The sequence below is a fragment of the Cryobacterium tepidiphilum genome, from assembly GCF_003716325.1.
GTDB classification, from domain to species: domain Bacteria; phylum Actinomycetota; class Actinomycetes; order Actinomycetales; family Microbacteriaceae; genus Cryobacterium; species Cryobacterium tepidiphilum.
In genome coordinates this window covers 38127-62088 of the sequence record NZ_RDSR01000018.1, presented here as the reverse complement: position 1 = coordinate 62088, position 23962 = coordinate 38127, and the positions used below count along the sequence as shown (strand labels likewise).

General features: G+C 66.1%; 36 protein-coding genes. 1 reads left to right on the top strand and 35 read right to left on the bottom strand.

What is annotated here, in order from left to right; genetic code table 11:
- Positions 1–70 precede the first annotated feature (70 nt).
- From rplO to EEJ31_RS10710, 21 genes are all read right to left on the bottom strand, one after another.
- A complete protein-coding gene (gene rplO, locus EEJ31_RS14160) occupies positions 71–748 on the bottom strand; it encodes a 50S ribosomal protein L15 (RefSeq protein ID WP_123046315.1) in 678 nt (225 codons plus the stop codon).
- Positions 748–933 carry a 50S ribosomal protein L30 gene (rpmD, locus tag EEJ31_RS10805; RefSeq protein ID WP_022883265.1) on the bottom strand — a complete coding sequence of 62 codons (186 nt, stop codon included), beginning with the start codon at positions 931–933 and terminating at the stop codon, positions 748–750. The genes rplO and rpmD overlap by 1 nt, the downstream gene beginning before the upstream one ends.
- Positions 933–1640, bottom strand: a complete 708-nt coding sequence (gene rpsE / locus EEJ31_RS10800) for a 30S ribosomal protein S5 (protein WP_123046314.1) — start codon at positions 1638–1640, stop codon at positions 933–935. Before rpsE ends, rpmD begins: the two co-directional genes overlap by 1 nt.
- On the bottom strand, positions 1637–2008 hold the full coding sequence (gene rplR, locus EEJ31_RS10795) for a 50S ribosomal protein L18 (protein WP_123046313.1): 372 nt from the start codon (positions 2006–2008) through the stop codon (positions 1637–1639). The genes rpsE and rplR overlap by 4 nt, the downstream gene beginning before the upstream one ends.
- Before the next feature lie 2 nt (positions 2009–2010).
- Entirely contained in the window at positions 2011–2547 is a 537-nt protein-coding gene (rplF, locus tag EEJ31_RS10790; protein WP_123046312.1) for a 50S ribosomal protein L6, read from the bottom strand.
- A gap of 6 nt (positions 2548–2553) precedes the next feature.
- Positions 2554–2952: a 30S ribosomal protein S8 gene (gene rpsH, locus EEJ31_RS10785; RefSeq protein ID WP_123046311.1), complete on the bottom strand. Its 399-nt coding sequence runs from the start codon at positions 2950–2952 to the stop codon at positions 2554–2556.
- A gap of 98 nt (positions 2953–3050) precedes the next feature.
- Positions 3051–3635 (bottom strand): 50S ribosomal protein L5, encoded by a 585-nt coding sequence (rplE, locus tag EEJ31_RS10780; RefSeq protein ID WP_123046310.1) that lies wholly within the window; start codon positions 3633–3635, stop codon positions 3051–3053.
- Positions 3635–3994 carry a 50S ribosomal protein L24 gene (gene rplX / locus EEJ31_RS10775; protein ID WP_123046309.1) on the bottom strand — a complete coding sequence of 120 codons (360 nt, stop codon included), beginning with the start codon at positions 3992–3994 and terminating at the stop codon, positions 3635–3637. Before rplX ends, rplE begins: the two co-directional genes overlap by 1 nt.
- A gap of 2 nt (positions 3995–3996) precedes the next feature.
- Positions 3997–4365 (bottom strand): 50S ribosomal protein L14, encoded by a 369-nt coding sequence (rplN, locus tag EEJ31_RS10770; protein ID WP_123046308.1) that lies wholly within the window; start codon positions 4363–4365, stop codon positions 3997–3999.
- 33 nt (positions 4366–4398) lie between these two features.
- The gene (gene rpsQ, locus EEJ31_RS10765; RefSeq protein WP_123046307.1) at positions 4399–4692 is read right to left on the bottom strand and encodes a 30S ribosomal protein S17; all 294 of its coding nucleotides are present in this window, start codon (positions 4690–4692) and stop codon (positions 4399–4401) included.
- Between the two features lie 2 nt (positions 4693–4694).
- Positions 4695–5027, bottom strand: a complete 333-nt coding sequence (gene rpmC / locus EEJ31_RS14265; protein ID WP_123046306.1) for a 50S ribosomal protein L29 — start codon at positions 5025–5027, stop codon at positions 4695–4697.
- Positions 5027–5446, bottom strand: coding sequence for a 50S ribosomal protein L16 (rplP, locus tag EEJ31_RS10755; RefSeq protein ID WP_123046305.1), 420 nt, complete (start codon positions 5444–5446; stop codon positions 5027–5029). The genes rpmC and rplP overlap by 1 nt, the downstream gene beginning before the upstream one ends.
- Positions 5447–5448: 2 nt before the next feature.
- Complete coding sequence (gene rpsC / locus EEJ31_RS10750) at positions 5449–6207, bottom strand: 30S ribosomal protein S3 (protein WP_123046304.1); 759 nt, start codon at positions 6205–6207, stop codon at positions 5449–5451.
- The gene (gene rplV / locus EEJ31_RS10745; RefSeq protein ID WP_123046303.1) at positions 6207–6572 is read right to left on the bottom strand and encodes a 50S ribosomal protein L22; all 366 of its coding nucleotides are present in this window, start codon (positions 6570–6572) and stop codon (positions 6207–6209) included. Before rplV ends, rpsC begins: the two co-directional genes overlap by 1 nt.
- Before the next feature lie 26 nt (positions 6573–6598).
- A complete protein-coding gene (gene rpsS, locus EEJ31_RS10740; RefSeq protein WP_123046302.1) occupies positions 6599–6880 on the bottom strand; it encodes a 30S ribosomal protein S19 in 282 nt (93 codons plus the stop codon).
- Between the two features lie 9 nt (positions 6881–6889).
- Positions 6890–7729: a 50S ribosomal protein L2 gene (gene rplB / locus EEJ31_RS10735; protein ID WP_123046301.1), complete on the bottom strand. Its 840-nt coding sequence runs from the start codon at positions 7727–7729 to the stop codon at positions 6890–6892.
- 24 nt (positions 7730–7753) lie between these two features.
- Entirely contained in the window at positions 7754–8056 is a 303-nt protein-coding gene (gene rplW, locus EEJ31_RS10730) for a 50S ribosomal protein L23 (protein WP_123046300.1), read from the bottom strand.
- Positions 8056–8706 (bottom strand): 50S ribosomal protein L4, encoded by a 651-nt coding sequence (rplD, locus tag EEJ31_RS10725; protein ID WP_123046299.1) that lies wholly within the window; start codon positions 8704–8706, stop codon positions 8056–8058. The genes rplW and rplD overlap by 1 nt, the downstream gene beginning before the upstream one ends.
- 4 nt (positions 8707–8710) lie before the next feature.
- On the bottom strand, positions 8711–9370 hold the full coding sequence (gene rplC, locus EEJ31_RS10720) for a 50S ribosomal protein L3 (RefSeq protein ID WP_123046298.1): 660 nt from the start codon (positions 9368–9370) through the stop codon (positions 8711–8713).
- An 8-nt stretch (positions 9371–9378) separates the two neighbouring features.
- A complete protein-coding gene (gene rpsJ, locus EEJ31_RS10715; protein ID WP_022895514.1) occupies positions 9379–9687 on the bottom strand; it encodes a 30S ribosomal protein S10 in 309 nt (102 codons plus the stop codon).
- 475 nt (positions 9688–10162) lie between these two features.
- Positions 10163–10372, bottom strand: a complete 210-nt coding sequence (locus EEJ31_RS10710; RefSeq protein WP_123046297.1) for an Rv0909 family putative TA system antitoxin — start codon at positions 10370–10372, stop codon at positions 10163–10165.
- Positions 10373–10434: 62 nt separating this feature from the next.
- Between EEJ31_RS10710 and EEJ31_RS10705 the strand changes: the two genes are divergently transcribed.
- Entirely contained in the window at positions 10435–10884 is a 450-nt protein-coding gene (locus EEJ31_RS10705) for an OsmC family protein (protein WP_123046296.1), read from the top strand.
- Between the two features lie 74 nt (positions 10885–10958).
- Here EEJ31_RS10705 and tuf read toward each other — a convergent pair whose 3' ends face one another.
- The 14 genes from tuf to EEJ31_RS14260 form a co-directional block, all read right to left on the bottom strand.
- Positions 10959–12152: an elongation factor Tu gene (gene tuf / locus EEJ31_RS10700; protein WP_123046295.1), complete on the bottom strand. Its 1194-nt coding sequence runs from the start codon at positions 12150–12152 to the stop codon at positions 10959–10961.
- A 130-nt stretch (positions 12153–12282) separates the two neighbouring features.
- Complete coding sequence (fusA, locus tag EEJ31_RS10695) at positions 12283–14397, bottom strand: elongation factor G (RefSeq protein WP_123046294.1); 2115 nt, start codon at positions 14395–14397, stop codon at positions 12283–12285.
- Between the two features lie 87 nt (positions 14398–14484).
- On the bottom strand, positions 14485–14955 hold the full coding sequence (gene rpsG, locus EEJ31_RS10690) for a 30S ribosomal protein S7 (RefSeq protein WP_123046293.1): 471 nt from the start codon (positions 14953–14955) through the stop codon (positions 14485–14487).
- Positions 14955–15329 carry a 30S ribosomal protein S12 gene (gene rpsL, locus EEJ31_RS10685; RefSeq protein ID WP_055787040.1) on the bottom strand — a complete coding sequence of 125 codons (375 nt, stop codon included), beginning with the start codon at positions 15327–15329 and terminating at the stop codon, positions 14955–14957. The genes rpsG and rpsL overlap by 1 nt, the downstream gene beginning before the upstream one ends.
- A gap of 293 nt (positions 15330–15622) precedes the next feature.
- Complete coding sequence (locus EEJ31_RS10680; protein ID WP_123046292.1) at positions 15623–16261, bottom strand: spermidine/putrescine ABC transporter substrate-binding protein; 639 nt, start codon at positions 16259–16261, stop codon at positions 15623–15625.
- Positions 16262–16334: 73 nt separating this feature from the next.
- Complete coding sequence (locus EEJ31_RS10675; RefSeq protein WP_123046291.1) at positions 16335–17432, bottom strand: exosortase/archaeosortase family protein; 1098 nt, start codon at positions 17430–17432, stop codon at positions 16335–16337.
- 118 nt (positions 17433–17550) lie between these two features.
- Positions 17551–18315, bottom strand: coding sequence for a type IV pilus inner membrane component PilO (locus tag EEJ31_RS13910; RefSeq protein WP_158603946.1), 765 nt, complete (start codon positions 18313–18315; stop codon positions 17551–17553).
- A 2-nt stretch (positions 18316–18317) separates the two neighbouring features.
- Positions 18318–18983 (bottom strand): hypothetical protein, encoded by a 666-nt coding sequence (locus EEJ31_RS10655; protein ID WP_148040172.1) that lies wholly within the window; start codon positions 18981–18983, stop codon positions 18318–18320.
- Entirely contained in the window at positions 18980–20077 is a 1098-nt protein-coding gene (gene pilM, locus EEJ31_RS10650; RefSeq protein ID WP_123046287.1) for a type IV pilus assembly protein PilM, read from the bottom strand. The genes EEJ31_RS10655 and pilM overlap by 4 nt, the downstream gene beginning before the upstream one ends.
- 22 nt (positions 20078–20099) lie before the next feature.
- Positions 20100–20945, bottom strand: a complete 846-nt coding sequence (locus EEJ31_RS10645) for a prepilin peptidase (protein ID WP_123046286.1) — start codon at positions 20943–20945, stop codon at positions 20100–20102.
- A complete protein-coding gene (locus EEJ31_RS10640) occupies positions 20938–22368 on the bottom strand; it encodes a hypothetical protein (RefSeq protein ID WP_148040171.1) in 1431 nt (476 codons plus the stop codon). The genes EEJ31_RS10645 and EEJ31_RS10640 overlap by 8 nt, the downstream gene beginning before the upstream one ends.
- A complete protein-coding gene (locus EEJ31_RS10635; protein ID WP_123046284.1) occupies positions 22359–22940 on the bottom strand; it encodes a PulJ/GspJ family protein in 582 nt (193 codons plus the stop codon). The genes EEJ31_RS10640 and EEJ31_RS10635 overlap by 10 nt, the downstream gene beginning before the upstream one ends.
- Positions 22937–23362, bottom strand: coding sequence for a type II secretion system protein (locus EEJ31_RS10630; protein WP_158603945.1), 426 nt, complete (start codon positions 23360–23362; stop codon positions 22937–22939). Before EEJ31_RS10630 ends, EEJ31_RS10635 begins: the two co-directional genes overlap by 4 nt.
- A 105-nt stretch (positions 23363–23467) precedes the next feature.
- Positions 23468–23911, bottom strand: a complete 444-nt coding sequence (locus EEJ31_RS14260; protein WP_123046282.1) for a type II secretion system protein — start codon at positions 23909–23911, stop codon at positions 23468–23470.
- Positions 23912–23962 lie beyond the last annotated feature (51 nt).

Genomic DNA, 23962 nt, shown 5'->3' with positions numbered 1-23962 from the left:
GAGCTTGTCGGGATCTCACCAACGATTCCTCGATTGGTGGTCCCGCAAGCTCGACCGACGTTATACGGACTTACTTGACAGACCCACCCGCGGCGACGATCTTCTGCTCAGCAGAGCTGGAGACCTTGTCGACTGCAACGTTCAGCTTAACCGCAATCTCGCCGTTCCCGAGAACCTTGACCTTCTCGTTGTTGCGCACGGCACCCTTGGCGACCAGGTCGGCGACGGTGACGTCGCCCCCGGCCGGGTACAGCTCGCCGAGGCGGTCCAGGTTCACGACCTGGTACTCGACACGGAACGGGTTCTTGAAGCCGCGGAGCTTCGGGGTGCGCATGTGCAGCGGCATCTGGCCACCTTCGAACCCGATGCGCACGCTGTAGCGCGCCTTCGTGCCCTTGGTACCACGACCCGCGGTCTTACCCTTGGATCCCTCACCACGACCCACGCGGGTCTTCGCCTTCTTCGACCCGGGAGCGGGGCGAAGGTGGTGCACCTTCAGCACGTGCTCGCGGGCCTCGGTCTGCTCCTGCGCGTCGCTCTTGGCGGGCGCGGACTTGGCCGCGGCAGCCTTTGCGGGCGCCTTGTCGGCAGCAGCCTTGGCCGGGGCCTTCTCGGCAGCGGCCTTCGCCGGAGCCTTGTCAGCGGCGGCCTTGGTCGGCGCCTTGGCCTTGGCCGGAGCCTTCTCGGCAGCGGCCTTCGCCGGCGCCTTGTCAGCCGTCTTCGCGACGGCTTCCTTCTCGTCAGCCATTAGTCAATCTCCTCGACCTTCACCAGGTGAGCAACGGTGTTGACGTAACCGCGGTTCTGCGAGTTGTCCTCGCGAACGACGACGTCGCCAATGCGCTTGAGTCCCAGGCTGCGAAGCGTGTCGCGCTGGTTCTGCTTCTCACTAATTTTGGACTTGATCTGTGTCACCTTGAGGCGCGCGGCCATCAGGCACCTGCCTTTGCTGTCGCAGCAGCGGATGCTGCCGCTGCTTCGGCACGCAGGAAACGGGCCGGAGCCACGTCCTCGTAGGCGAGGCCGCGGCGCGCGGCGACGGCACGCGGCTCTTCGAGCTGGTGCAGTGCCTCGACCGTGGCGTGCACGATGTTGATGGTGTTCGACGAGCCGAGCGACTTGCTCAGCACGTCGTGGATGCCGGCGCACTCGAGCACGGCGCGCACCGGACCACCGGCGATAACACCGGTACCGGCGGCGGCCGGACGCAGGAGGACGACACCGGCAGCAGCTTCACCCTGCACGGGGTGCGGGATGGTCAGGCCGACGCGGGGAACGCGGAAGAAGTTCTTCTTCGCCTCCTCGACACCCTTGGAGATCGCGGTCGGAACCTCGCGCGCCTTGCCGTAGCCGACACCGACGAGTCCGTTGCCGTCTCCGACGACGACCAGGGCGGTGAAGCTGAAGCGACGTCCACCCTTGACGACCTTGGAGACGCGGTTGATGGTGACGACGCGCTCCAGGAACTGGCTCTTGTCGGCGTCGCGGCTGCCGCGATCGCGGTTGGGGTTGCGCTCACGGCCACCGCGGCGAGCCTCACGAGGCTCGTTCTGCGGGGGTGCCGTCGAAGCGGCAGTCTCCACGGGCGTTTCAGTGACAGCTGCCACCTCTTGCTCCTTGTTGTTCGTTTCAGTGCTCACAGGTTCAATCCACCCTCTCGAGCTCCCTCGGCGATAGCAGCGACGCGACCCGCGTACTTGCTACCTCCACGGTCAAATACGACTGCATCGATGCCGGCAGCCTTCGCGCGCTCGGCGACGAGTTCGCCGACCTTGTGCGCCTTGGCGGTCTTGTCACCGTCGAAGGTGCGCATGTCGGCCTCGAGGGTCGACGCGGACGCGAGGGTGAAACCCTTGCTGTCGTCGACGACCTGCACGAAGACGTGGCGGGCCGAACGGGTGACGACCAGGCGCGGACGAACCGCGGTGCCCACGACCTTCTTGCGAAGACGGGTGTGCCGGCGTGACCGTGCAGCCGACTTGCTCTTGCCTCTAGTTCCGAGACCCATGGTTACTTACCACTCTTTCCGGCCTTGCGGCGAACATTCTCGCCGGCGTAACGCACACCCTTGCCCTTGTACGGCTCAGGCTTGCGAATCTTACGGATGTTGGCGGCGACCTCGCCGACGGCCTGCTTGTCGATGCCGCTGACCGTGAGCTTGGTGTTGCCCTCGACGGTCAGGCTGATCCCTGCGGGCGGTTCGACGACGACCGGGTGCGAGAAGCCGAGGGCGAACTCGACCGCCGTGCCCTTCTGGGCGACGCGGTAACCGGTGCCGACGATCTCGAGGCCCTTGGTGTAACCCTGGGTAACCCCGACGATCTGGTTGGCGATCAGGGTACGGGTCAGGCCGTGCAGCGAACGCGACTCGCGCTCGTCGTCCGGGCGGGTGACCAGCACCTGGCCATCTTCGATGTTGACCTCGATCGGGCTGGCGACGGTGAGCGAGAGCTCGCCCTTCGGGCCCTTGACGGTGACGAGCTGGTCGTCAGCCGTGACGGTGACCCCCGCGGGGATCTCGATGGGAAGTCGTCCGATTCGTGACATTGTCGGCTACCACACGTAGGCGAGGACTTCTCCGCCTACGCCCTTCTTCTCGGCCTGGCGGTCGGTGAGCAGACCGCTGGAGGTGGACAGGATGGCAACGCCGAGGCCGCCGATGACGGTGGGGATCTCGGTCGACTTCGCGTACACCCGGAGACCGGGCTTGGAGACGCGCTTGATGCCCACGATGGAGCGCTCGCGGTTCGGGCCGTACTTGAGGCTCAGCGTGAGGGTCTTCCCCACCTCGGCGTCGGCGACGTCCCAGCCCGAGATGTAACCCTCAGACTTCAGGATGTCGGCGATGTGCGCCTTGAGCTTGCTGTGGGGCATGGACACGGTGTCGTGGAATGCCGAATTTGCGTTGCGCAGTCTGGTCAGCATGTCTGCGACCGGATCTGTCATTGTCATTGTGGTGCCTTTCTCGCCTGGTTTCGTTCACCCGGTACACGGATGACGACCTGTGGTGGTGAGGGGCTGAACGATTGATCAGCCCCTGTGGTGCGGTGTTACTGCTGGTTCTCCGCCGTCTTGAACGGGAAGCCCAGCGCCTTGAGCAGCGCGCGGCCCTCGTCATCCGACTTGGCGGACGTCACGACGGTGATGTCCATACCGCGGACACGGTCGATGCGGTCCTGGTCGATCTCGTGGAACATGACCTGCTCGGTGAGACCGAAGGTGTAGTTGCCGCTGCCGTCGAACTGCGTGGCCGAGAGGCCGCGGAAGTCGCGGATACGGGGAAGCGCGAGGCTCAGCAGCCGGTCGAGGAACTCCCACATGCGGTCGCCACGCAGGGTGACGTGCGCGCCGATGGGCTGTCCCTCGCGCAGCTTGAACTGCGCGATCGACTTGCGTGCCTTGGTGACCTGCGGCTTCTGGCCGGTGATCTTGGTGAGGTCGGCGACGGCGCCGTCGATGATCTTGCCGTCACGCGCCGCCTCGCCGACGCCCATGTTCACCACGATCTTCACCAGTCCGGGGACCTGGTTGACGTTGGTGAACCCGAATTCCTTCGCGAGGGCGGGCGAGATCTCAGCGCGGTACTTCTGCTTGAGACGCGGCTGGATTTTGCCAGCTACTGCAGTGTCAGTCATTACAGGTCCTTACCGCTCTTCTTGGCGTAACGAACGCGGACCGTCTTGGTGACGCCGTCCTTCGTTACCTCTTCGTTGCGGAAGCCGACGCGCGTCGGCTTCTTGGTCTCGGGGTCGACGATCGCGACGTTGGACACGTGGATCGGGGCCTCGACGGTCTCGATGCCACCGGTCTTGCTGCCGCGCTGGGTCTGGCCGACGCGCACGTGCTTCGTGACGAAGTTGATGCCCTCGACGATGACGCGGTTCTTCTCGACCTGCACCTCGATGACCTTCCCCTGCTTGCCGCGGTCTCCGCCGCGTGCCTGGGACCGTCCGCTGATGACCTGGACCAGGTCACCCTTCTTGATGTTCGCCATGACTAGATAACCTCCGGCGCCAGCGAAATGATCTTCATGAACTTCTTGTCGCGGAGTTCGCGACCGACCGGTCCGAAGATGCGGGTTCCGCGGGGGTCACCGTCACCCTTCAGGATCACTGCGGCGTTCTCATCGAACTTGATGTACGAACCGTCGGGACGACGGGTCTGCTTCTTGGTGCGAACGATGACCGCCTTGACGACATCACCCTTCTTGACGTTGCCGCCGGGGATGGCGTCCTTGACCGTGGCGACGATGACGTCGCCGAGGCCGGCGTAACGACGGCCGGAGCCACCGAGGACGCGGATCGTCAGCAGTTCCTTGGCACCGGTGTTGTCGGCAACCTTGAGTCGTGATTCTTGCTGAAGCACTTTCTAACTCCTTCTATCAAGCAAGCGCGAGGCTTACTTGGCCTTCTCGAGAATCTCGACCAGGCGCCAGCGCTTGGAGGCGCTGAGCGGACGGGTCTCACTGATCAGGACCAGGTCGCCGATGCCGGCGGTGTTCGCCTCGTCGTGCGCCTTGAGCTTGGACGTACGGCGGATGACCTTGCCGTACAGCGGGTGCTTCACGCGGTCCTCGACCTCGACGACGATGGTCTTGTCCATCTTGTCGCTGGTCACGTACCCACGGAGCGTCTTGCGGTAGCCGCGGACGAGGCCCTCGGCTGCGACGACCTTCTCGTCACTCTTCGCCATGACTAGGCCTCCTTCGTTTCGTCGGCGTCAGCCGCGGCATCCGTTGCAGGAGCCTCGGCCTTGGCCTTCTTGGTCTTCTTCTCGGCCTTGGCCGGCGCCGCCTCAGCGACGGGCGTGGCACGGATGCCGAGCTCCCGCTCACGGATGACGGTGTAGATGCGAGCGATGTCGCGCTTGACGGCGCGCAGGCGGCCGTGGCTTTCGAGCTGTCCGGTGGCGGACTGGAAGCGCAGGTTGAACAGCTCTTCCTTGGCCTTCTTCAACTCGTCGACGAGACGTACCTCGTCAAAAGTGTCGAGCTCGTCTGCGGCGAGCTCCTTGGATCCGATCGCCATTATGCGTCGCCCTCCTCGCGCTTGATGATGCGTGCCTTGAGCGGCAGCTTGTGAATGGCACGGGTGAGCGCCTCGCGAGCGACGGTCTCGTTGACACCGCTCAACTCGAAGAGCACGCGGCCCGGCTTGACGTTGGCGACCCACCACTCGGGCGAACCCTTACCGGAACCCATGCGGGTCTCAGCAGGCTTCTTCGTGAGCGGACGGTCGGGGTAGATGTTGATCCAGACCTTTCCGCCACGCTTGATGTGACGGGTCATGGCGATACGAGCGGACTCGATCTGACGGTTGGTCACATAGGCAGGCGTGAGGGCCTGGATGCCGTACTCGCCGAACGACACCTCGGTGCCACCGGTGGCTTGGCCGCTACGGCCGGGGTGGTGCTGCTTGCGGTGCTTGACTCTGCGTGGAATCAACATGGTTATGCCTCAACTCCTGCTGCGACCGGAGCCTCGGCTGCGCGGGGGGCGCGGCGGGGACGGTCGTCACGGCGCTCGGGGCGCGACGACTTTGCGTTCGCCTGCTCGCGAGCGAGTTCCTTGTTGGTGATGTCGCCCTTGTAGATCCAGACCTTCACGCCGATGCGGCCGAAGGTGGTCTTGGCCTCGTAGAAGCCGTAGTCGATGTTCGCGCGCAGGGTGTGCAGGGGCACACGGCCTTCGCGGTAGAACTCGGAGCGGCTCATCTCGGCGCCGCCGAGGCGGCCGGAGACCTGGATGCGGACACCCTTGGCGCCGGCACGCTGGGCGCCCTGCAGGCCCTTGCGCATCGCGCGGCGGAAGGCCACGCGGGCGGAGAGCTGCTCGGCGATGCCCTGGGCGACCAGCTGGGCGTCGGCCTCGGGGTTCTTGACCTCGAGAATGTTCAGCTGGATCTGCTTCTTCGTGAGCTTCTCGAGGTCGGCGCGGATGCGCTCGGCCTCGGCGCCACGGCGACCGATCACAATGCCCGGGCGGGCGGTGTGGATGTCGACGCGGACGCGGTCACGGGTGCGCTCGATCTCGATGCGGGACACGCCCGCACGGTCGAGGCTCGTCGACAGCAGGCGACGGATCTTGACGTCCTCGGCGACGAAGTCGCTGTAACGCTGGCCCGGCTTCGTGCTGTCGGAGAACCAACGCGACACGTGGTCGGTGGTGATCCCCAACCGGAAGCCATAAGGGTTTACTTTCTGACCCATTACTTCGTACCCTCCTCAGGAGTGGCGAGCACAACAGTGATGTGGCTGGTGCGCTTCAAAATCTGGAATGCGCGACCCTGGGCGCGGGGCTGGAAACGCTTGAGCGTCGTTCCCTCGTCCACGAACGCGCGGCTCACGTACAGGTCCTGCTCGTCCAGGTAGGTGTTCGTGGCATCGGCCTTGACCCGCGCGTTGGCGATGGCCGAGGCGACGAGCTTGTACACCGGCTCGCTCGCACCTTGCGGGGCGAACTTCAGGATGGCGAGGGCCTCCTGAGCCTGCTTGCCGCGGATCAAAGCGACAACGCGACGAGCCTTCTGGGGGGTGACGCGGATGTGACGCACACGTGCGGTCGACTCCACCATTTCTTCTCCTCCTTCACGTCACCGCGTTAGCGGCGACGGCCCTTCTTGTCGTCCTTCACGTGTCCACGGAAGGTGCGGGTGGGGGCAAACTCGCCGAGCTTGTGCCCAACCATGGTCTCGGTGACGAACACCGGGATGTGCTTGCGACCGTCGTGCACGGCGATGGTGTGTCCCAACATGGCGGGGATGATCATCGACCGGCGCGACCAGGTCTTGATTACGTTCTTGCTCTTGGACTCGTTCGCCGAGACGACCTTGCGAAGCAGGTGGTCGTCAACGAAGGGGCCCTTCTTAAGACTGCGTGGCATCGTCTACTCCTACTTACGCTTCTTGCCGACGGTACGGCGACGAACGATGAGCTTGTCGCTTTCCTTGTTCGGGTGGCGGGTGCGGCCTTCCTTCTGGCCCCAGGGGGTCACCGGGTGACGTCCACCGGACGTCTTGCCCTCACCACCACCGTGCGGGTGGTCGACCGGGTTCATGGCGACACCACGCACGGTCGGGCGGACGCCCTTCCAGCGCATGCGGCCGGCCTTGCCCCAGTTGATGTTGGACTGCTCGGCGTTGCCGACCTCACCGATCGTGGCGCGGCAGCGGGCGTCGACGTTGCGGATCTCACCGGACGGCAGGCGCAGCTGCGCGTAGGGGCCGTCCTTGGCGACGAGGCGCACCGAGGCACCGGCGGAGCGGGCCATCTTGGCGCCGCCACCGGGCTTGAGCTCGATCGCGTGGATCACGGTACCGGTCGGGATGTTCTTCAGCGGCAGGTTGTTGCCCGGCTTGATGTCAGCGCCGGCACCCGACTCGACGATGTCGCCCTGGGCGAGCTTCGTCGGGGCAAGGATGTAGCGCTTGGTGCCGTCAACGTAGTGCAGCAGCGCGATGCGCGCGGTGCGGTTGGGGTCGTACTCGATGTGAGCGACCTTGGCGTTGATGCCGTCCTTGTCATTGCGACGGAAGTCGATGACGCGGTACTGGCGCTTGTGGCCACCACCGATGTGACGGGTGGTGATGCGGCCCTGGTTGTTGCGGCCACCGGTCTTGGACAGGGGACGAAGCAGCGACTTCTCGGGCGTCGAGCGGGTGATCTCTGCGAAGTCCGCAACAGAAGATCCGCGACGACCGGGGGTCGTGGGCTTGTACTTACGAATAGCCATTTCTTATTCCTCTAATCCGTGCCGTTAGCCGACGGCCGTGAAGATGTCGATGGAACCGGACTTGAGCGTGACGATGGCACGCTTGGTGTCTTTGCGCTTGCCGATGCCGAACTTGGTGCGACGGGTCTTGCCGACGCGGTTCAGCGTGTTGATCGACGCGACCTCGACCTTGAAGATCTTCTCGATGGCGAGCTTGATCTCGGTCTTGTTGGAGCGCGGGTCCACGATGAAGGTGTACTTGCCCTCGTCGATCAGGCCGTAGCTCTTCTCGGAGACGACGGGCGCGATGATGACGTCGCGGGGGTCCTTGTTGATAGCGGTAGCCATTATGCGGACACCTCTTCCTTCTTGGTCTTCGCCGCGACGAACGCCTCGAAGGCGCCCTTGGTGAAGACGATGTCGTCGCTGACGAGCACGTCGTACGCGTTCAGCTGGTCCCAGGCGAGCACGTGCACGGTCGGGACGTTGCGAACGCTGCGGAGGGTGAGCTCGTCGGTGCGCTCGAGGACGATCAGCACGTGCTTGCTGCTGGCGACCTGGGTGAGCACCTCGAGGGCGGCCTTCGTGCTGGGGGTCTCACCCGAGAAGAGGGCCTCGACCACGTGCACGCGTCCGCCGCGGGCGCGGTCGGAGAGCGAGCCGAGCAGGGCGGCGGCGATCATCTTCTTGGGGGTGCGCTGGTCGTAGCTGCGCGGCGTCGGGCCGTGCACGATGCCACCACCGGTCATCTGGGGGGCGCGGATCGAGCCCTGGCGGGCACGACCGGTTCCCTTCTGCTTGAACGGCTTGCGGCCGGCACCGGAGACCTCGCCACGGCCCTTGGTCTTGTGCGTGCCCTGGCGTGCGGCAGCGAGCTGCGCGACGACGACCTGGTGGATCAGCGGGATGTTGGTCTGAACATCGAAGAGAGCGGCGGGCAGCTCGACCGAGCCGGCCTTCGCGCCCTTGGCGTCGATGACGTCGAGGTTGGTAGGCATAGTGCTACGCCCCCTTCACTGCGTTGCGGACGAATACGAGGCGGCCACGAGCACCGGGAACGGCACCCTTGACCAGCAGGAGGCCCTTCTCGGCGTCGACCGCGTGAACCTTGAGGTTCAGGACGGTGACACGCTCGCCACCCATGCGACCGGCCATGCGCATGCCCTTGAAGACACGGCTGGGGGTCGAGGAGGCGCCGATGGAGCCGGGCTTGCGGTGGTTGCGGTGCGCACCGTGCGAGGCGGAGACACCCTTGAAGTTGTGGCGCTTCATGACACCGGCGAAGCCCTTGCCCTTGCTGGTGCCGACGACGTCGACCTTGGTGCCGGCTTCGAACACACCGTCAACGGTGAGCTCCTGGCCCAGGCTGTACTCGGCGGCATCCGCTGTGCGGAGCTCGGTGAGGTGACGGCGCGGCGTGACGCCGGCCTTGTCGAAGTGGCCCGATGCGGGCTTGTTCACCTTGCGGGGGTCGATGGCGCCGGCGGCGATCTGAACGCCGTTGTATCCGTCGACCTCAGTGGTGCGAATCTGGGTGACTACGTTCGGGCTGATCTCGATGACGGTCACGGGAACGAGCTTGTTGTTCTCGTCCCACACCTGGGTCATGCCGAGCTTCTTGCCGAGCAGACCCTTGGTGGTCTTGGTATCGGAGTAAGACATGGGTTCCCTTAGAGCTTGATCTCGATGTTGACGTCGGCCGGCAGGTCGAGTCGCATGAGCGAGTCGACGGCCTTCGGCGTCGGGTCAATGATGTCGATCAGACGCTTGTGGGTGCGCATTTCGAAGTGCTCCCGGCTGTCCTTGTACTTGTGGGGTGAGCGGATGACCGCCACCACGTTCTTCTCGGTCGGAAGCGGCACCGGGCCGACGACCGTGGCGCCCGCGCGGGTCACCGTGTCGACGATCTTGCGCGCCGAGGTGTCGATGACCTCGTGGTCATACGACTTAAGTCGAATGCGGATCTTCTGTCCCGCCATGTCTGACTCTCTCTCTGTCAAGGCGTCTTACCTCCCCGGTCTCTGTGTGACCGGGCGGCATTGGACGCCGTAGTAGCACTACTGCTGTCGCACCACTGTTCTTCTGTCAATTTCAACCCGCCGGATGGCACAGGTTTCCCCGGACATTCGGTTGGTTGATTTAAGCTTTGTTCTGCTACCCGCGGCCTAACCCTGGCTCCGAAGAGCGGCTATGCACTGCCTGGCAGTGATCCCGGCGCAGCGCGCAGCGCACAGCCGGGAATGTTGAACTAGACGAGTCTGCCACAGGTTCGGGGCGTTTTGCAACCCGGGCGTGTCGCGCCCGGCGTGTCGCCCCGCGCCCCCGCGGCATCCGTTCGGAGCTACGCGCGTTGAACGCCGCTGCGCGGGCTCAATTCACCCCGCGTAACGGCGTTCAGCCCGCGCACCGGCAAATGGGCGCGGCGGCGGGGCGGCGGCGGGGCGGCGGCGGGGGCTACTCGTTGCCGACGCGCTTGTCGGCCTCGCGCTTGGCTGCATCCACCTGCTCGTCGAACCTGCCGCCGGTCGCGCCCTGCACGGCGTCGGTGACGCCGTCGAGCAGCTTGTCGCTGATGTTCTCGGCCTGCTCGCTGCTCAGCGCATCCTTCACCTTGTCGTTCTCGAGGAATGCCTGTGCCTTCTTGGTGATGTCGTCGATTCCCATCTGCCCAACGTAGGTCGGGCAGGCGGCCGCGGCAATGGCCCGGATGCGGGCAGGATGGGACCATGACCGACACCCCACTCCCCCCAGCCCATCGCATCGGCCCCGGCAGCGTCTCGGTGCGGCGCACCGGCACACGCACCTACGAGGGCAGCAACGCGCGCGGCGTGACCGTGCAGATCGGGCCAGCGGATGCCGCCGGCCACTTCACGCCCGGCGAACTGTTCAAGCTCGCCCTGGCCGGCTGCGCGGGCATGAGCACCGACCGCGTCATCTCCCGGCGCCTCGGCGAGGACTACGAGACGGTGATCTGGGCGCACGGGACGTCGGAGCCGGACGACCGCTACGACGCGGTCGATGAGGAGATGCTCCTCGCGCTCGGTGCGCTCGAGCCGGCGGACCGCGAGAAGCTGCTGCGCCTCATCCGACGCTCGATCGATGCCAGCTGCACCATCGCGCGCACGGTGCACGACAGCGTCGACCTCGCCACCACCGTGAACGACGAACCGGTCTGAGGCTGCCCGCAGGCACGAAAAAGGGGCCGGGCCGAATGGCCCGACCCCTTTTCAGGATCGAAGAGTCGAGAAGACTACTTGATGATCTTGGTCACCGTGCCGGCGCCGACGGTGCGGCCACCCTCACGGATCGCGTAGCCGAGGCCCTCTTCCATGGCGATGGGCTGGATCAGCTCAACGGTCATGTCGGTGGTGTCGCCGGGCATGACCATCTCGGTGCCCTCAGGCAGCGTGATGACGCCGGTGACGTCCGTGGTGCGGAAGTAGAACTGCGGGCGGTAGTTCGCGTAGAACGGGTTGTGACGGCCACCCTCATCCTTCGACAGGATGTAGGCGGTGCCCTCGAAGTTCGTGTGCGGCGTAACCGAACCCGGCTTCACGACAACCTGGCCGCGCTCGACGTCTTCGCGCTTGGTGCCACGAAGGAGCAGACCACAGTTCTCGCCGGCCCAGGCCTCGTCGAGCTGCTTGTGGAACATCTCAATACCGGTGACCGTGGTCTTCTGCGTCGGGCGGATGCCGACGATCTCGACCTCGGAGTTGATGGCGAGGGTGCCACGCTCGGCGCGACCGGTGACGACGGTTCCACGACCGGTGATCGTGAAGACGTCCTCGATCGGCATCAGGAACGGCTTGTCCTTGTCGCGGACCGGGTCCGGGATGAAGGAGTCAACGGCGTCCATGAGCTCGACGATGCTGTTGACCCACTTCTCGTCGCCCTCGAGGGCCTTGAGGCCGGAGACGCGAACGACGGGAGCGTTGTCGCCGTCGAAGCTCTGGCTGGAGAGCAGCTCGCGAACCTCGAGCTCGACGAGCTCCAGGATCTCCTCGTCGTCGACCATGTCGGACTTGTTCAGCGCGACGAGCAGCGACGGAACGCCGACCTGCTTGGCGAGCAGAACGTGCTCACGGGTCTGAGCCATCGGGCCGTCGGTGGCGGCGACCACGAGGATCGCGCCGTCCATCTGGGCAGCACCGGTGATCATGTTCTTGATGTAGTCAGCGTGGCCCGGGGCGTCAACGTGAGCGTAGTGGCGCTTCGGGGTCTCGTACTCGACGTGCGAGATGTTGATGGTGATACCGCGCTGGCGCTCCTCAGGAGCGGAGTCGATCGACGCGAAGTCGCGCTGAACGTTGGTAGCGGACGGGAACTTGTCGGCCAGGACCTTCGAGATCGCTGCAGTCAGCGTGGTCTTTCCGTGGTCAACGTGACCGATCGTTCCGATGTTTACGTGCGGCTTGGTCCGCTCGAACTTGGCCTTGGCCACTGTGGGTCCTCCTCAGGACTCTCGTGCAGATCCCCCGGCCGCATGGTTGTGCGGCCGGGGCCCTGCTGGATGTGTGTACTTATGTTACTCGGGCCGGGAGGCCTCCGCGATTTGGCCCGAAGGCCCGGGGCTATTCGCCCTTGTTCTTCTGGACGATCTCGTCGGCAACAGCCTTCGGGACCTCCGCGTAGCTCTCGAAGGTCATCGAGTACACCGCGCGGCCGGAGGTCTTGGACCTCAGGTCACCGATGTAACCGAACATCTCCGACAGCGGAACGTGGGCGCGAATGACCTTCACACCGCTTGCGTCCTCCATTGTCTGGATCTGGCCGCGGCGCGAGTTCAGGTCACCGATGACGTCACCCATGTATTCCTCAGGGGTGCGCACCTCGACGGCCATCAACGGCTCGAGCAGAACCGGGTTCGCCTTACGAGCGGCTTCCTTGAAGCCCATCGATCCGGCGATCTTGAACGCCATCTCCGAGGAGTCGACGTCGTGGGCGGCACCGTCGAGCAGGCTTGCCCGGACGCCGACCATGGGGTAGCCCGCAAGTACGCCGACCTGCAGGGCGTCCTGGATGCCCGCGTCGACCGAGGGGATGTACTCCCGCGGCACGCGACCACCAGTGACCTTGTTCACGAACTCGTAGCTCTGCTCGGCGGTGATCTCCATCGGTTCGATGGCGATCTGGATCTTGGCGAACTGGCCCGATCCACCCGTCTGCTTCTTGTGCGTGAAGTCGTGCTTCTCAACCGCGCGCTTGATCGTCTCGCGGTACGCAACCTGGGGCTTGCCCACGTTGGCCTCGACGTTGAACTCGCGCTTCATGCGGTCGACCAGGATGTCGAGGTGGAGCTCGCCCATGCCCTTGATGACCGTCTGGCCGGTCTCCTGGTTCTGCTCCGTGCGGAAGGTCGGGTCCTCTTCAGCGAGCTTCTGGATGGCGACACCCAGCTTCTCCTGGTCGGCCTTCGTCTTCGGCTCGATGGCGACCTCGATCACCGGCTCGGGGAACGACATGGACTCGAGCACGACCTGCTGGCTCGGGTCGCACAGGGTGTCTCCCGTGGTGGTGTCCTTCAGGCCGATGACCGCGTAGATGTGACCGGCGGTCACGAAGTCCACCGGGTTCTCCTTGTTCGCGTGCATCTGGAAGATCTTGCCGATGCGCTCCTTCTTGCCCTTGGTCGAGTTGATGACCTGGGCACCGCTGTCGAGGCGGCCGGAGTACACGCGGACGTAGGTGAGGCGACCGAAGAACGGGTGCACCGCAACCTTGAACGCCAGGGCCGCGAACGGCTCGTCGGCGTTGGGGTGCAGCATGATCGTCTTCTCTTCGTCGCGCGCATCGAGGGCCTCGATGGCGGGCACGTCGAGCGGGGTCGGGAGGTAGTCCACGACCGCGTCGAGCATCGGCTGCACACCGCGGTTCTTGAACGCCGAACCGCACAGCACCGGGTAGATCTCGCTGGCGACCGTGAGCTTGCGGATCGCGTGCTTGATCTCCGAGACGGTGAGCTCTTCGCCGGAGAAGTACTTCTCCATGAGGGCGTCGTCCGTCTCGGCGACGGTCTCGAGGAGCGCCTGGCGGTACTCAGCGGCCTTGTCGGCGAGGTCGGCGGGGATCTCTTCGATGGCGTACTTGGCGCCCATCTGAACGTCACCCTTGGCGTCTCCACGCCAGGTCAGCGCGCGCATCTCGACGAGGTCGACGACGCCTTCGAAGTTCGACTCGGAGCCGATGGGCAGCTGGAGGACCAGCGGCTTCGCGCCGAGGCGGTTGATGATGGTGTCGACCGTGTAGTAGAAGTCGGCGCCGAGCTTGTCCATCTTGTTGACGAAGCAAATGCGCGGCACGTCGTACTTGTCGGCCTGGCGCCAGACGGTCTCCGACTGGGGCTCGACGCCCTCCTTGCCGTCGAACACGGCGACAGCACCGTCGAGAACGCGGAGCGAACGCTCCACCTCGACCGTGAAGTCAACGTGGCCCGGCGTGTCGATGATGTTGATCTGGTTGCCGTTCCAGAAACACGTGGTCGCAGCGGACGTGATCGTGATGCCACGTTCCTGCTCCTGCGCCATCCAGTCCATGGTCGACGCGCCATCGTGCGTCTCACCGATCTTGTGGTTGACGCCCGTGTAGAACAGGATGCGCTCAGTTGTGGTGGTCTTGCCGGCATCAATATGCGCCATGATGCCAATATTGCGGACCTTGTGCAGGTCAGTGAGCACGTCAAGTGCCACGGGGGTCCTCCGGAGATTTTTGGTGTGACGAAGTCGAACAGGACGGCCGGCGGCCCGGGCGGTTCAGCCCGGGCGGCCGGCTGACGACTACCAGCGGTAGTGCGCGAAGGCCTTGTTCGACTCGGCCATCTTGTGAGTGTCTTCACGACGCTTGACAGCGGCGCCGAGGCCGTTGGACGCGTCGAGGATTTCGTTGGTGAGGCGCTCGGTCATGGTCTTCTCGCGGCGCGCCTTGGCGTAGCTGGTCAACCAGCGAAGCGCCAGGGTGTTGGCGCGGTGTGGCTTGACCTCGACCGGGACCTGGTAGGTGGAGCCACCGACGCGGCGCGAACGCACCTCGAGGGTGGGGCGCACGTTATCGAGCGCCTTCTTGAGCGTGACAACAGCATCCGCACCGTTCTTGGCGGCGACACCGGCCAGCGCGTCGTAGACGATGCGCTCGGCGAGGCCCTTCTTGCCGTCGAGGAGGATCTTGTTGACGAGCTGGCTGACGATCGGCGCCCCGTAGACGGGGTCAGCGACGACGGGACGCTTAGGAGCGGGACCCTTGCGAGGCATTACTTCTTCTCCATCTTCGCGCCGTAGCGGCTGCGAGCCTGCTTGCGGTTCTTGACGGCCTGGGTGTCCAGCGCGCCGCGAACGATCTTGTAGCGAACGCCGGGGAGGTCCTTCACACGACCACCGCGCACGAGCACCATCGAGTGCTCCTGCAGGTTGTGGCCCTCGCCGGGGATGTAGGCGGTGACCTCGGTACCGTTCGACAGCTTGACGCGGGCGACCTTGCGGAGCGCCGAGTTGGGCTTCTTCGGGGTGGTGGTGTACACGCGGGTGCACACGCCGCGCTGCTGCGGGTTGGCCTTCAGGGCGGGAGCCTTGGTCTTGGTGACCTTGGGGCTGCGGCCCTTCCTGACCAACTGCTGAATGGTTGGCACTAATTACTCCTTGATTTTGCTGCACGGTGACAGCGACTTGATGGTTAGCATTCGACACCAGCGTGAAAGCGAGTATCGAGTTCATCTGGACCCATGCGCATCACGGACGTGATCTGCGACCTGCGTGGGTATGCCGTGGGGGCTGCTCGGAGAACAAACCCTGGTTGTATGGTGTGTCGGAGTGCCTGGTACCTGCACGCATCGCGGCGGCATGATTCAAGCGCACGACAAAGCGCACACCGGAAAATACTAACCCGCCGGCAAGCTGCGGTCAACTGAACCGGGGGCCGCGCTCAGCTGAAGCCCGACAGCGAGTTGTCGAGGTCGGCGAGCAGCGCCTGCACCTGTGGTTCGACGAACTCGGCGACCGCACCGACGATGCGCTCCCGGTGCCGGGCCAGCTCCGCGCAGGCGCGCCGGCCGACCTTCAGGGCATAGTCGTCGGCGAGCTTCAGCTCGACCCGGATGGCCGCCTTCTCCTCGGCGGTGAGGGGCGGCGGCGGCGCGGGCGCGGCATCCGTCGCCCCGTCGTCGGCCAACTCGCCGAAGGTGAAGAGGTAGGGGGCGCCGGGAGCGGGCGGCGGGTCGAGGTCGAGCCCCTCGTATTCGGGGTCGAGGCCCTCAGCCGGCTTGTAGCTCGCGGCGGCCTTGCGTTCCTCGGTGAGTTTCATCTCTCGGCTGAGCAGCGGAAGGTTGAGTTCGGTGTACTCCTCGACGGCGGCATCGATGACGAGCTTCACGCGCATCGCCATGGCGTGCTGCACGGCGTGCGGAACGTCGGTGTCGAGTCCGGCGGCCGCCATCACGGGCGAGCCGAAGCATTGCCGGCACAGGCGGGTGCGGCCCCGGTGCGTGCCGGGGCGCCAGCGCGGCAGCCAGCGCAGCCAGTTGTCGACCTCGTGGCTGATCCGAGACTCGATGGACCCGTCCATGAGCCCCACAGTAGTCGCTCGCCTGCGGATGCGGTTGGTCAGGCGCCGGGTGGCGGGGCCGGTGGGGTGTGGGTCAGGCGGGCTGGCGCAGCTGCGGGCCCTCGGCGATCGCGCGGTCGTAGTCCCGGCGAGCATCGGCATTGCGGGCAGTGACGGCGCGGCCGCGGCGTGCGATCCAGGCGCCCGCCCAGATCGGCACCTCGCGGGCGATGACTGCGGCGGCGATGGCGCCCGGGTCGAGCCAGTGCGCGCGAACGAAGTTCGCCGCCTCCTGCGGCGTGAGGTTCCACGCCTGCACCGTGAGGAGGGCGCCGCCGATGTACGCGAAGTACACCACGACTGCCACGAGGAAACCGAAGAGCACGTAGGCCCACCAGCCGCCCCGGTTCACAATGGCGATGAGCAGGCTGAACGCCAGGAAGAAGAAGATCACCGGCACGTAGTACACCGGGCGCACCAGGTAGTCGGTGAAGTTCGCCACGACAGCGGATGTCGATGCACTGCTCGCCGCCGCGATGAGGAAGACGACGCCGGCGTAGATCAGCGCGTAGACGAGAGTGGCGAGCAGGGCGATGAGGATGCCGATCCCGCGGTTGCCCTTCTTCTTCGGCGCGACGGGCGCCTGCACGTAGATCGGCGACTGCGGGGTGGGACCGGGCTGGTATGCCGGGTACTGGGAGGTCGGCGCCGGCGCGTCCTGATCTGTCGCGGCAGGTGCGGCGACGATCGTGGGCTGGGCGGCGCTGACATCCGCTGCGGAAACGTAGCGCCCCGTCGACGCGTGCTGTTCGGGGGCGTCATCGCTGGCGTTGCGCCGGTAGCGGGCGTCGTCCTGGTCGCGTGCGTCGTCGTCGCGCTCCACGTAGACCGGGTTGGTGTGTGCGACGTTGCCGTCGGCCAAGGTGCTGGTGGGCACGTCGTCGTCGGACACCTCGCCGTCGACAGCCGGCGGATCTGCGGTCACCGGCGGGTCGGCCAGCACCTGGTCGGTGGTGACGGCACCGCCGTCGGCGTGCTCGCCCACCGCGGCGTCGGTGTCGGTGGCGTATGCGCTGGAGCCGTCCTCACGTGCGGTGGAGGCGTCGTCAGCGACGGCGGGGTCGTAACGGACCGCGGCCGGCTCGCTCGCGGCATCCGTCGGCCGTTCGGTGTTGGGCGTCGTGTCGCTCATCGTGCGCCTCCTCTGGCGTGAATATCAGTGCCACCCTAGCAACGGCGCCGTCGTTGGGCCGGGAACCGGCGGTCGGACGGATCGTGTGTCACGAGGTATGCGGGCAGGGGAATACGGTCTAGCCGGCCGCCTGGGTCTCGGTTGTGGCCGCCGGGGTTCCGGGAGCGGGCGACGCGGCGGCCGGGTCGAGGAGCACGTACACGTAGGCGGAGATGCTCGCGGTGACCACTCCGCCCGTTGACTCACCGCCGCGTGAACCCGCGGATGGCTCGCCCGTGGTGTTGAATCCCGTGACCAGCACCAGCCGGGTGCCGGTCTGGAGGCCTTCGATGAAGTCGAGGACGTGGCCGTAGTCGCCGTGGACGGTGACGGAGACCGGAATCGCTACGAAGTTGTCACCCGTAACGAGGCTGCCGGCGGGCGTCGTGGTAGCGGGCTTCTGCATAGGCGCCGGTGTGGGAGCGGGCGTGGGGGCGGGCGTCGCGGAAGGCGCCGCTCCGGGCGTCGCGGGGGCGGGTGTCTGCGCCGGTGCCGGAGGCGTGTAAGGCTCACCGTCGCTCACCGAGATATCGGTGAGGCGCACGCCGTGCTTCTTGCTGATCGCGTCGAGCTGCCCGACGAACGCCGGGATGTGGGCGTCGCTTGGCACGGAGTCGCGCAGTCCGGCCAGTTCCGTCTCGAGCGAGCCGATGTTATCGAACTGCGCCTTCAACGCCGCGAGCTTCTGCTCGTACGCCGCATTCTGCGCCTCGACCTGCACGCGCGAGTCATTCGCCGCGGCTGTCGCGTCGAGCTGAGGGGAGATTCCGAGGAACCAACCGAGCACGACGACGGCGACCATGGCCATGATCGAGCCCAGGACCCAGAGTCTGTTGCGGTCCATGGTCACTTCCCCTCTTGCGTGTCGAAACGGTGCGAGTATGCGCCGTCGTTGATGTGCAGCGTCAGATTCACCGTGTACGACCCGTTGTCGTCCTGCGTGATCGCGTTCGGCGTGCCGTCCGCGTATCCGGGCAGCGTCTTCAGGCCTTCGAGCCACTCGGGCACGGTCGGCAGGTTGGGGCTCGTGATGGTGAGGGTGAGCGTGGCGACGCGCTGGGCCTGCAGCGGCGCGGTCGGCTGCGCGTACGCCTCCAGCGGCGAGGCCGCATCGACCGCGACGGTGTCAATCGTGACGTCGGGCGGCAGGACGCGACGGATGCCCTGCAGGTACGCCTTCCAGTCGACTTCCGTCGATGCCCCGACCTGGCGCGCGGCCAGGGTGCGGTTCACCTCCTCCTGCACGGTGCGCACCTCGGCATACTTCAGCTGTTCCTGCAGCAGATCGGTGGTGCGCGCCTGCGCGGCGGCGAGCGCCGCCTGCGCCTGCGCCGCCTGCCACGCCGCGGCGCCCGAGCTCGCACCGACCACCACGATGACCCCGACCACGACGAGGCCGAGCAGGCGCCGCGCAGCGCGCGCCTTGCGAACGGCCGTGACCTCAGGGGGCAACAGGCTGACGCGCGGCTCCCCTCCGACGACGAGGGCCCCAGCAGCTGATGACCGTGTCATGCGGCACTCCCGAGGGCGAGACCGAGCGCCACCAGGAAGGCGCCCTGGCTCCCACGCAGTTCATCCGCCTTGACGGAGCGCCCGTAGCTCACCATCCGCGAGATCTCGGCCGACGCCACCGTCAGGCGCGTGAGCTCGGCGAGGCCCTCGGCGAATCCCGGGAGCCGGGAACCGCCGCCGGTGAGGACGATGCGGGTGACGGAGGTCTGCCGCGTGTTGGTGAAGTAGTTGGCGGTGTTGCGCACGCTGCTGAGCAGTTCGCCGCTGACATCGCGGATGAGCGACACCGCTGCCCGCTCGTCGATGACCGGCGCATCCGTTGAATTCTCGGCGATGTCGTTCTCAACCGACACGTCGGGGTCGGCGGCCGGCAGGCGCATGCCGAGGGTGCGCTTCAGCCGGTCGGCCTCTTCCGGTGTGAGCCCGAGCGTCTCCACGAGCGCATGGGTGACGTCGTTGCCGCCGGCGGGGATCAGGCGAACGAACTGCGGCACACCGTCGGTGGTGATGACGATCGAGGTGGTGGCCGCGCCCACGTCTACCTGGGCCACTGTTCCCGGGATGCTGTCGCCCATGTTGAGCACGCGCGTCAGAGCGAACGGGATCAGGTCCACGTCCAATGGCAGCAACCCGGCGAGTTCGACGGCCTTCACATTGCCCTTCACGGCATCCTTGACCGCTGCGATCAGCAGTCCGGTGACAACCGGCCCGCTCTCGCCATCGCCCTCCGCCACCGGGTAGAAGTCGAGGAGCGCCTCGTCGAGTGGGATCGGCAGCATGTCCTGCACCTGGAACGGCAGCGACTCACGGATGTGCGCGAGCGAGGCCCGGGGAACGGTCAGGTCGCGCGAGAGCACGCGATGATTGCCCATGCCGAGTACGACGTTCTTGCTCTTGAACCCGCCAGTCGACCACAGCTGCTTGAGCGCGCTCGCCACGGTGTTCGGTTCCACGACCTCGCCCCGGTTGACGGCGCCCTCCGGGAGCGGCACCTGGTGAAAGCGCACCACCGACGCCTTGTTCTTGCCGGCGGCGACCTCGACGGCGCGCACGCCGGCGGTGCCGATGTCGATCCCTACGACGTTCGCACTCATTGTTGCTCCTTCTGAAGACGAGTCATGATGCCAGCCCGAAAAGCGACAGGTAGCCACCGGCTATCGCGCTGCCGGCGAAGATTCCCACCCACGCGCCCAGCAGCATCCACGGGCCGAAGGGGATGCTGCTCTTACGATTCGCGCGTCGCATCAGCAGCAACACGAGCGCGAAGAGGCCGCCGAGCAGGAACGCCGCGAAGCCGCCGACCACGAGGCTTCCCCAGCCCAGCCAGCCGAGGTACAGGCCGAGGACGCCCGCGAGTTTTACATCGCCGAAGCCCATCCCGCCGGGGTACGCCAGCGCCATGACGAAGTACAGGGCGAAGAGGATGCCGCCGCCGGCGAGCGCGGTCACGAGGCGCGCCGGCTCACCGGCCAGCAGGGCCGAGGCACCGAGAAGCACGGCCGCGACCGGGTAGGCGGGAAGCACGATGCGGTTAGGGAGCCGGTGCGTGTCGATGTCGATGAGCGCGAGGGCGATGCTGATCGCCGCGAGGTAGAGGAAGGCGACGAGGGAGAGCGTTGTCGCGGCGACCTGCTTGCCGTCGAGCGGGGCCATCGGCAGGGCCGCCCGCACCGAGCTGACGACCCACCAGGCGACGACGACGAAGAGCACGGCCGTGCCGAGTTCCACCAACGGATACCGCGCCGAGATCTTCGCATCGCACGTGCGACAGCGGCCGCGAAGGAGCAGCCAGGAGACGACGGGGATGTTGTCGGAGGCGCGGATGCGGGTGCCGCATCCGTTGCAGGCGCTCGGCGGCGACACGATGGACCGGCCGGCGGGCACGCGGAAGATCACGACGTTGAGGAAGGACCCGATGAGAAGGCCGAACACCCCGGCCGCGCCGGCGAACAGACTAACCAACTCCGGGCTCCTCGAGCCGGGTGAGCCGGTCGCCCAACTCTGCCCCGGTCACCTTCGGCACCGTGACGCCGGCCGACATGTCGAAGCCCGGGATGCCGACCGGCACGAAGGTGAGCTGCGCCTGCTGGTCGAACTCCACCTCGCCGCCGTACAGCTGACCGCGGAACCCGTTGCGGTCGCTGATGATCTTGCACGGCGTGTAGACCATCGCCGCGATGTCGGGGCTGAAGTCGGTCTCGTTGGTCAGGCTGATGTTGCCCGTGAGCCCTGCCGGCGGGGCGCAGGTCCTGGCGGCATTGGCGGTCTGGTCGGGAACGATGAAGGAGAGCGTATGCGCGGTACCGGCCGTCGCCGACTGGAAGGCGAGCTTGTCGAAGCTGAACTGCTTGGCGAAGAACACCACGTCGGTCTTGAGCTTCACCGGAACCGGGCTCTGGTTGTTGTTCGTCGTCACAGCGGTGCTGGGGCATTTGTTCAGGTAGTTGACGACCGTCGGAACCGTATAGGACTCGAGTGCCGCTCGGGACGCAGCGCTCATCGCAACCTGGCAGTCGAGTGTCCAATTCACCACGTTGTAGCCTTGCGCAGCCCAGTGGGCCGGGTCGTAGCCTACGTCGACCCAGTTCGGAACGTTGGGCGACAGCGCGCCCGACTGCACCACACCGCCCACGGTGCTGTTCGTGACAGTCGCGAGTCCACCCGCCCACACGTCCCCGCCAACCTCGGTCTTGTTGACCGTGACGTCCTTGGAGACGTGCACCGAGCCGGCGACGTCGCACATGTCGAGTTTCGCGCTGCCGTTCCCGAGCACCAGGTCCCCGCCGATGCTCGCGCCGTTGGTGCACTCGACGTCGCCGGTCTTGATCATGACGGATGTCGCCACGCTGTTGGCATCAGAGTCCAGCTGGAATTTCTTGAGCGTGCCGTCAACGGTGTATGCGTAGACGGCGACGCCGTCGAGCGGCACCTGGGTGATGATCAGGTCGTAGTCGTACGTCTCGACAATGGTGAAACGATCACCGGAACTGGCCCCGGCGACTCCCTTCGCGGTCGCAGCGCCCGTCGATGCGATCTGAACGGACGTCGAGGTCTCGACCGGGCAGCCGGCGGTGCCGTCGTGCGAAATAGTGATCGACTGGATGTTCACGCCGGAGACAGGCGTGAAGGCGAGATGACCTGACGCGTCTGTGCTGCAGGCATCCGTCGTGCGCAACTGCGCGACAGCGACGTCGATTCCCGCTTCGGCGGCGGCACGCGCCTGCACCGACGCCCGGGTGGAGGTGGTGACCTTGAGCGAGTTCAGGGTCGCGGCGGTCAGGGTGAGAGTGATGACCGCGCCGATGGCCATGAGGCCGATGACGGCGACGAGCGCGCTTCCGCGGTCATCGCGGGCGCGGCGGCTGATCCTGTGCATCAGAAACATGGCGCTCCTGCCGCTGCCGGCTCCTGACGGCTGACCGCCGTCGTGTGGATGAGTGTGGGCTCGGGGGTCCCGGTGCTCACGTTGAGGGCGAGGTCCACCTTTCGACCGCTCCAGGCGAACACCGGCAGGGCGACGCTGCCGGCGGTCGTCGCCTCCACCCCGTCGGCGAGCAGCGTCCAGGACTGGACGGATGCCGCGGTCTGCGTTTTCGCGATCGGGGTGGATGACGTGGCAGTGCGTACCTGACCGTCGGCGAACGACCACGCCCTGCACACCCACACCGGGTTCCCGCCGGCATCGATGGTGCGCTGGGTGCGCGCCATGAGGATCTCCGGCACCGATCCGGCCGGGCTGTGCCAGAAGTCAGTGGCGTTGCGAACGCCCTGGCTCACCGACTTCGCGACGAGCTGGGCGCTGCTGGTGTCTTGTGTGGCAGTGCGCACCGTGCGTTCGGTCTTGAGGGTGTTGACGAGGAGGCTCCCCACGATGAGGAGGACGACGAGGCTCACCATCATGGCGACCAGGAGCTCGATCAGGGTGAGCCCTTCGTCGTTGCGGCTGTTCGCACTCATGACGCCGCCGAAACGAGGATGAGGGTGGACGCCTGTGCGGTCGGCGTCGCCGACCCGTCGACCGAGACGGTCACGGTCACCTTGACCGTGCCAGGGTACGCACTGGCGGGGCAGTCCACCGAGCGAACAGCCGCGTAGGTCACGCCGCGCTCATCGCTGACCGGCGATACCGCAGAGGACTCATAACCGTTGAGAGCGGCGCACGTGTCGCCGGCCGCACGGGCGAGCTCGAGCTGCTCGTCGAGGAGCTGCGTCGCGGTCGCGAGGGTGGTGTTCTTTGTCGAGTTGTGAAGCGAGTTGACCAGAGTGGGCAGCATCATGACCGCGAGGAGCGCGAAAAGCATCAGCGCGACGACGACCTCGATGAGGCCGAAGCCGGCATCGGAGTGCACAGGAGGTGAAGGGGCTGCGGACTCGGACACCGTGCACCTCCTTTGCCTTCTCGGGTTCGAACGGGTGGTGATAAGCAGAACGCGGGATGGGGCGGTGACGCACCGCTCCCACCCCGCGTCCCAGGCCTACTTCGGCTACGGGGTTGCAGCGGCCCCGCAAGCTCCGTCTTCCACGCCACTCGTGTCAGTGACGTGGAACGACTTGGTGCCGCTGGTCCGGGTGCCAGTGATGCAGAACGTCGTTCCGCCTGTTGTCGGAGCCGTGCCATACGTCAGCGTGACACCATCGGAGGGGGTGTAGCCGTTCGTGGTCAAACCGGTCATCAGAACGGGCGCTGTTGTCGCAGTGGGGTTATCCGTGTAGTAGGCGATCACAGCCGTCTTCGCGCTGCTCAGGTCTTGCTTCACGGCCGAGTCCTTGGCATTGTTCTGGATGCCCATGTAGACGGGGATGGCGATCGCGGCGAGGATGCCAATGATGATGACGACGACAAGGAGCTCGATCAGGGTGAAGCCCTTTTCGTTGCCGTCCAGTTCGTTCCGGCGGGACTTGAGTGCGGTGGTGATACGAGAGATCACTGTGGTTCCAATCAATCGATTACAGGGGGACTCCGGCGTTCAGGGTCCGAC

Coding starts and splice junctions, on each gene's coding strand:
- EEJ31_RS10655 (WP_148040172.1), bottom strand. CDS start 18,983: ATGACACGGTCATCAGCTGCTGGGGCCCTCGTCGTCGGAGGGGAGCCG.
- rplR (WP_123046313.1), bottom strand. CDS start 2,008: ATGGGTCTCGGAACTAGAGGCAAGAGCAAGTCGGCTGCACGGTCACGC.
- rplO (WP_123046315.1), bottom strand. CDS start 748: ATGGCTGACGAGAAGGAAGCCGTCGCGAAGACGGCTGACAAGGCGCCG.
- rplX (WP_123046309.1), bottom strand. CDS start 3,994: ATGGCGAACATCAAGAAGGGTGACCTGGTCCAGGTCATCAGCGGACGG.
- EEJ31_RS10675 (WP_123046291.1), bottom strand. CDS start 17,432: ATGAGCGACACGACGCCCAACACCGAACGGCCGACGGATGCCGCGAGC.
- EEJ31_RS10635 (WP_123046284.1), bottom strand. CDS start 22,940: ATGAGTGCGAACAGCCGCAACGACGAAGGGCTCACCCTGATCGAGCTC.
- EEJ31_RS13910 (WP_158603946.1), bottom strand. CDS start 18,315: ATGGACCGCAACAGACTCTGGGTCCTGGGCTCGATCATGGCCATGGTC.
- rplF (WP_123046312.1), bottom strand. CDS start 2,547: ATGTCACGAATCGGACGACTTCCCATCGAGATCCCCGCGGGGGTCACC.
- EEJ31_RS10705 (WP_123046296.1), top strand. CDS start 10,435: ATGACCGACACCCCACTCCCCCCAGCCCATCGCATCGGCCCCGGCAGC.
- rpsH (WP_123046311.1), bottom strand. CDS start 2,952: ATGACAATGACAGATCCGGTCGCAGACATGCTGACCAGACTGCGCAAC.
- rpmC (WP_123046306.1), bottom strand. CDS start 5,027: ATGGCGATCGGATCCAAGGAGCTCGCCGCAGACGAGCTCGACACTTTT.
- rpsS (WP_123046302.1), bottom strand. CDS start 6,880: ATGCCACGCAGTCTTAAGAAGGGCCCCTTCGTTGACGACCACCTGCTT.
- rplD (WP_123046299.1), bottom strand. CDS start 8,706: ATGCCTACCAACCTCGACGTCATCGACGCCAAGGGCGCGAAGGCCGGC.
- rplC (WP_123046298.1), bottom strand. CDS start 9,370: ATGTCTTACTCCGATACCAAGACCACCAAGGGTCTGCTCGGCAAGAAG.
- EEJ31_RS10640 (WP_148040171.1), bottom strand. CDS start 22,368: ATGTTTCTGATGCACAGGATCAGCCGCCGCGCCCGCGATGACCGCGGA.
- EEJ31_RS10680 (WP_123046292.1), bottom strand. CDS start 16,261: ATGGACGGGTCCATCGAGTCTCGGATCAGCCACGAGGTCGACAACTGG.
- rpsG (WP_123046293.1), bottom strand. CDS start 14,955: ATGCCTCGCAAGGGTCCCGCTCCTAAGCGTCCCGTCGTCGCTGACCCC.
- rpsJ (WP_022895514.1), bottom strand. CDS start 9,687: ATGGCGGGACAGAAGATCCGCATTCGACTTAAGTCGTATGACCACGAG.
- rplE (WP_123046310.1), bottom strand. CDS start 3,635: ATGACTGACACTGCAGTAGCTGGCAAAATCCAGCCGCGTCTCAAGCAG.
- rplW (WP_123046300.1), bottom strand. CDS start 8,056: ATGGCTACCGCTATCAACAAGGACCCCCGCGACGTCATCATCGCGCCC.
- rplB (WP_123046301.1), bottom strand. CDS start 7,729: ATGGCTATTCGTAAGTACAAGCCCACGACCCCCGGTCGTCGCGGATCT.
- rpsC (WP_123046304.1), bottom strand. CDS start 6,207: ATGGGTCAGAAAGTAAACCCTTATGGCTTCCGGTTGGGGATCACCACC.
- rpsQ (WP_123046307.1), bottom strand. CDS start 4,692: ATGGCGAAGAGTGACGAGAAGGTCGTCGCAGCCGAGGGCCTCGTCCGC.
- pilM (WP_123046287.1), bottom strand. CDS start 20,077: ATGAGTGCGAACGTCGTAGGGATCGACATCGGCACCGCCGGCGTGCGC.
- rplP (WP_123046305.1), bottom strand. CDS start 5,446: ATGTTGATTCCACGCAGAGTCAAGCACCGCAAGCAGCACCACCCCGGC.
- rplV (WP_123046303.1), bottom strand. CDS start 6,572: ATGGTGGAGTCGACCGCACGTGTGCGTCACATCCGCGTCACCCCCCAG.
- EEJ31_RS10710 (WP_123046297.1), bottom strand. CDS start 10,372: ATGGGAATCGACGACATCACCAAGAAGGCACAGGCATTCCTCGAGAAC.
- rpmD (WP_022883265.1), bottom strand. CDS start 933: ATGGCCGCGCGCCTCAAGGTGACACAGATCAAGTCCAAAATTAGTGAG.